Raw genomic sequence first — 5,698 nt, forward strand, 5'->3', positions numbered from 1 at the left:
GATTACTGGTTTTGGGAATATTTGTCCTCCTTTTCCCTTTTGTTCAATTAGGCTATTCTAAAGCCATGTCCCAAGCCTTGCAGGAAGAAGCCCAATCCCAGTTCATTCCAGAAGGCTCTTCAGCAAGTCCATCACAAGAAATTACTGCAGGCCTTCATGCGGGAAAGAAACCAACCGCAAAGATGAGCGAAACTGAACCAATTCTTCAAACCTATCAAACCGGACTTTACCCTAAACCAGCTCCAGAACTAACCGCAAAACCGAAAACAGGCGAAATCATCGGAATGCTCACCATTCCAAGTCTCGGAATTAATGAAGCGATTTTAGAAGGAACTGGAAAGAGAGAGTTAGCCAAAGCACCCGGGCATCTGCCAGATAGCGTTTTTCCTGGGCAAATTGGTACGAGTATCATCGCAGCTCACAATTCATCTTCCTTCCGTCATCTAGATATGCTTTCAGAGGGAATGGAATTTACCGTGACAACAGAACAAGGTGTGTTTACCTTTTCAGTGACCAGGCAGCGGATTTTACATGTAGAAGATATACTGCCCGATATGGCTTACCCATCCATAGCACTTGAAACTTGCTATCCTTTAGATGCCTTATATTTAACAGACAAGCGCTTATTTGTTGAAGCAGCTCTCATAAAAAGCGAAATAAAAGTAAAAAAACTTATTAAATTTCTATAATTAAAAAAGGCAGCTTCCCTCATATATAAGGTGCTGTCTTTTTTAATATGCTAAGGAGGCGTTTATCCTACGTATAATCTACTATTTCTCTATTAAAAATTTCATGCAATACTAAATACTCCTTCCTATTTACAACAGCTCTTTCTTTAGCACGAAGGGATCCATTTGGAAGGGAAGACATATGATTAATCTGTTTAGGTAATGTTCGATGTGGAACAGTAATCTTTTCATTTTTTGTAGAAAATGGTTTTTTGGCACCTATTTGAAAGCCCCAATCCACAAAGGAAGGAATAACAGTATGGTATGGTTCCGTATAAAAACCTGCGGCTTCCATTGTCCGGCCAATACTCCAAAAGACAATTGGCGTTTCATCAATTGAGTTTGACTGACAAACTATTTTTCCGTCCATAGCTAATAAATATAAAGCTGTTGATATAGCTCTAATGTATATAGATTAGCCAATAATGGAACTGTAGGGTCAGGAAAGTCTATTATGATGAAGTTGTATTGACTTCTATTTTACTCCACAAATTTAACTGCATCTTGTGGGTAAACATGTACCCTTTTATCAAAAAAAGCTCTGTCATTCATAGCTGCCATTTCCGGTACATTTCGTGCAACATCCAAAACCTATTCATCTAAATCCACTAAATTGGATGTTTTAAAGCCACAAAAAGTGTACAGACACAAGATCATCCGCGAGACTGGAGATTTTGTTCACAGTTCCAAATAGCATATTTTGGTTCCCGACAAAAGAAGACCTCACTCTTACAAAGGTGTAGTGAGGTCCCATCGGTATGACATGCTTATTCATTATTCGCTTTCCCTGTTTTAAATAAAAAGAATGATATTAATCCTGAAAAAAGGGCAGCACCTGTAGAAATAATCACTCTTGTTTGATAATCAAGAACCGAATAATCTTTATGAAGCATCCACATGGCTGCAGCACCAACTATAAGCATAATTGGAATGACCAAGGCTAAATGTCTCATTATCTTTACATCCTCCTACATAAGGCAAGCCAAGAAACTAAATTAGGATTTGAGCGCCAATGTATAGCGCCATTCCCCATATGATTATAGCAGATATTTGGTTCATCTTCTTTAAAAAGCGCCCGCTCGTATCGAACTCTCCTACTTTCCTCCCAACGAGTGCTAAACTGAAAAACCATATCCATGAAATACCTATACATGCTAGAGAAAACGCCCATTTTTCGAAGCCTTCATAGGCTAAAGAGCTTGTGCCAATAACGCCTATTGTATCCATAATAGCATGCGGATTCAGCAAAGAAACCGATGCCGCAAACGTGATCTGACGCTTTGTTGAAAAGGAAATCTCCTGTTTGTCACTCTTTACCTCAGGTTCGCTTTTCCAAATGGACCAGCCCATATAGGCTAAAAAAAAGAAGCCGACAATAAAGATTACGTTTTTGATCCATACAAAGCTAAACACAATTATCGATACACCCATTACAGCCAAAAGAATTAAGATCGTATCACAAATTCCTGCAGTAATAACTGCTGGCAATGCTCTTACAAATCGCTTTTGTGTCGCCCCTTGGTTAAAAACAAATACATTTTGCACACCTAATGGCAGGATGAGTCCAAAAGCAAGAATGGCTCCGTGAAGAAATGCCTCTGTCATAATGCCCTCCCTAATTTTTCTTATGTATTCAATCAAAATTAGAATTCGGAGGTTAGGAAAGAATAAGTTTTTTAATCAATTAAACTATCACCGTACCAAATTCATTAACATGTAGTATATTATAAATTGGAATTTAGGTTGTAATCTTTTAGCATCCTCAGGCTTTCTTCCTTATTAAAAACAGCCGGAATGAATACATTTCCCGGCTGTTTTGTTAATCTATTTTCATAGCTTCTTTCTTTAAATAAGCTTTCCGGCTGCCCTTGCCCATTGAGAAGAAAGCAGTCCCAAGAGCAAATAAAACGAATATTCCACCAGCTATTGGATTTAGATCTACAGACGATGCCTGCTCGATCACAAGTCCCCCAATCAATGAACCTAAAGCAATTCCAATATGGACAGCAGAATTATTTAAGGTTTGCTGAATATCCGAAGCACCAGCGGAAACTTCAATTAAATAACTTTGCATGGGAGGTGTGATCGCCCAGCTAAGCAAACTATACACACCGAGGATAATTAGAAAAATCGGCAGTGAAAATGTTGTAAATGGAATGATAAACATCGATACGGCAAAAAGGGCCGTAACTGATAGAATGGTAGTCTTAGTGCCAAATCGATCAGCAAGTAAGCCTCCGATTCCACCTCCCACTACCGCTGCGATACCAAAAACTAAATAGACAATACTAACCCACTGACCATCCAAACCCATTTTCATTTTTAGAAAAGGAGTCAAGTAACCGTAAAACGTTAAATGTCCTGCCAGAAAAATAATGGACGTTAATTGCGCAAGTAAAATTCTTCGATTCTTCAAAGTCTTAAGCTGAACTCCAATAGGAACAGCTGGCTTAGGTGGGATTTTTCCTAAAAAGAAATACACACCTGCCATCGAAACGAGGGTAAGGATTGATATCAGGACAAAAGGCGCGCGCCAGCCAAATGAATTTCCAAGCATTAATCCAATTGGTACGCCCAATACAAGAGAGCCGCTCACTCCCATAAATACAACCGAAATAGCACGAGCACGGTATTTTTCATCGACAATGGCTGGAACCATCGTTAAGCATAAGGCAATGAGCAACGAGCCGCTAGCTGCTGATATGATACGCCCCACTAGTAAAATACTATAATTCGGGCTGAATACAGCAATCACATTCCCTAGGAAAAAAACTGCTAGAGACATCAAAGTAAGCTGCTTACGGTCCACTCTCTGGGTTACCGCTAACAAAATGGGAGCGGCAATCGCAAATGAAAGTGAAAAGGCCGTCATCAGAAAACCTGCCTGCCCTAGACTTACATCTAAACCATTTGCTACTAAATCAAGTAAACCACCTATAATTAACTCCACCATCCCAACAACAAATGAGACAATGGCCAATAAATACACACGTTTATTCATCAAGTAAGACCTCCTAAAGTACCTTACTCATGTTAACGATTTATTCGCCTTAAAACAAGTGGTAATTCCACCAATTTTAAATTATGGAATTTTTCGTAAACGATAATTATACGAAAATGCCTCGATTGGCGGATTAATCAAAAATTGAGGCTTTCATTATTTAATTACTTTGCTTTTGTAACCATTCACGGCCAAAATCAATAAGCAGCCTCTGCTTCATGAGCTTGCACGTGGCTAAACCAATTTGGGAAGAATTAATTGGATGTTTCTCTTCAAACTCTTTCCCTAAAGCATCAAATGAATCTGAATCATAAACAATTTCTTCATATGTTTTCCATACTCGTTCGTTATTTTCAAATAAAGCAGTCCCTTTTTGGACCTTCTTCCTATTAACGATTGCATGTTCAGCAAAATGCAATGAAGTATTGCTATCATGCTGCACCCCTAGCAATAATACATAACCATCCAATGCATAGATTTTGGCTAAAGGTGATTCAAGTCCAAATCCCTCTTCTAAAGGCTGTTCAGATAATATGTACTCCGCATGCTTTCCCCAAGCTGCAAATGAATAAGTTGGGTGCAAGCTCCTTTTTACCCCTGGGAAGGTTCTAAAGGCTTCAACAATTTTCCCCATCCCTGTTGTTGGTGTGAAATGTGGATCATATGCGGGTGTTTCTTCACGAATAATCGGCCACCATTCCTCTGGTACAGGAGGGTTTTGCCATTCTGCAGGATCTGAATTATCTGCTGTTTGAGTTGGCATAATAATAGTCCCCTCTTCCCCAACGGTATCCATCAAGGCTTGGATAACGGCTACTGGCCCTCCGCAAACCCACCCAAGTGCACTTAAGGACGAATGGACAATGACAACCATTCCCTTTTCTAAGCCAAGATTTTGCAAATCCTTATGCAAGCTTGATCTAGTGTTAGGTATTTTCATTTGATAAATAGCGTTTACTTCACTCATTTTGTCTTACGACCCCACTCTTCCTCTAATATTGCATAATAATATTCATCCCACCAATCATTCCCCGATGGAATACATTTCTTAAAAAACCCTTCTCTTCTCATGCCAATTTTCTCCATAACACGGTAAGATGGAGTATTCTCAGGCTGGCATGTAGCTATAATTCTATGTAACTTCATGTCTTCAAAACCAAATTTCAATAAAGCTTCTGCTGCCTCTGAGGCATATCCCCTATTCTGAAACTCCGGATTAAACACCCAGCCAATCTCATAAGTATGCTCACCAAAATATTTTTCAAAAGCCATGTGACCAATTAGAATATTTTCATTCTTTAATAGTACAGGAAATTTTTCCGCTTGATCAACTGAATTTTTGATGACAAACTCCTTTGCATCCTCTTCCGAAAAAACCCCTTCTGGAATATATTTCATAACAACAGGGTCAGAGGTATACTTGTAGACTGCTTGCCAATCATCAAAAATAAATTTCCGGATGATTAATCTTTCTGTTTGTATGAACATTATCTTTACTCGCCTTTCCTATTATTGTAAACGCTTCATTAAATTTCGATAAAAAAACCTTTACCTCCTGCTTATATTCAAACAGCCATAGAAGTGTGTCCCCGTTGCCAACTATTGAACCTTCTTAATAAATAACTTATTATTATAATAATTATAAAAAAGTTTTCGTTAATCCTCTGAGCATATTCATTCATATTCGACATGTCCACTAAACCTGCTCATTCTCCATATAAAAGATATTTTGAGGATCTAAACTTCGCAAAAATAGGTTGCGATTGATAAAGTGAAACTTCAATCAGTGGGGGGCCAATGCACAGGACGTGCTAGTGCCTACAAAGACATTAGATAGTGGCAATCTTAGTAGGCCTCATCCCCCACTGATTGTTAGTTGAACTAATCGGGCCTTTACGAGCTGTTGATCCCCTACTTAGAAATTAGTGTTTTATTCAACTTCTTGAAGTGAGGGTCTTACAGCCCGTTA

At 38.8% G+C, this 5,698-nt stretch carries 7 protein-coding genes; 1 reads left to right on the forward strand and 6 read right to left on the reverse strand.

What is annotated here, in order from left to right:
• The coding region (locus tag V7149_RS11190) for a sortase (protein WP_335345709.1) at positions 1–689 on the forward strand (689 nt) is incomplete at its 5' end.
• Between the two features lie 67 nt (positions 690–756).
• Here the strand turns inward: V7149_RS11190 and V7149_RS11195 are convergent.
• From V7149_RS11195 to V7149_RS11220, 6 genes are all read right to left on the reverse strand, one after another.
• Positions 757–1,098, reverse strand: a complete 342-nt coding sequence (locus V7149_RS11195) for a hypothetical protein (RefSeq protein ID WP_335345710.1) — start codon at positions 1,096–1,098, stop codon at positions 757–759.
• A 397-nt stretch (positions 1,099–1,495) separates the two neighbouring features.
• A complete protein-coding gene (locus V7149_RS11200; protein ID WP_335345711.1) occupies positions 1,496–1,681 on the reverse strand; it encodes a histidine kinase in 186 nt (61 codons plus the stop codon).
• Between the two features lie 37 nt (positions 1,682–1,718).
• Positions 1,719–2,333: a LysE/ArgO family amino acid transporter gene (locus V7149_RS11205; protein ID WP_335345712.1), complete on the reverse strand. Its 615-nt coding sequence runs from the start codon at positions 2,331–2,333 to the stop codon at positions 1,719–1,721.
• A gap of 214 nt (positions 2,334–2,547) precedes the next feature.
• Complete coding sequence (locus tag V7149_RS11210) at positions 2,548–3,729, reverse strand: MFS transporter (protein ID WP_335345713.1); 1,182 nt, start codon at positions 3,727–3,729, stop codon at positions 2,548–2,550.
• A gap of 160 nt (positions 3,730–3,889) precedes the next feature.
• The gene (locus V7149_RS11215) at positions 3,890–4,696 is read right to left on the reverse strand and encodes an aminoglycoside N(3)-acetyltransferase (RefSeq protein WP_335345714.1); all 807 of its coding nucleotides are present in this window, start codon (positions 4,694–4,696) and stop codon (positions 3,890–3,892) included.
• Entirely contained in the window at positions 4,693–5,217 is a 525-nt protein-coding gene (locus V7149_RS11220; protein ID WP_335345715.1) for a GNAT family N-acetyltransferase, read from the reverse strand. Before V7149_RS11220 ends, V7149_RS11215 begins: the two co-directional genes overlap by 4 nt.
• Between the last annotated feature and the right edge of the window lie 481 nt (positions 5,218–5,698).

Origin of the sequence: Bacillus sp. JJ1503 (genome assembly GCF_036965125.1) — a bacterium.
Taxonomy (GTDB): Bacteria; Bacillota; Bacilli; order Bacillales; family Cytobacillaceae; genus Cytobacillus.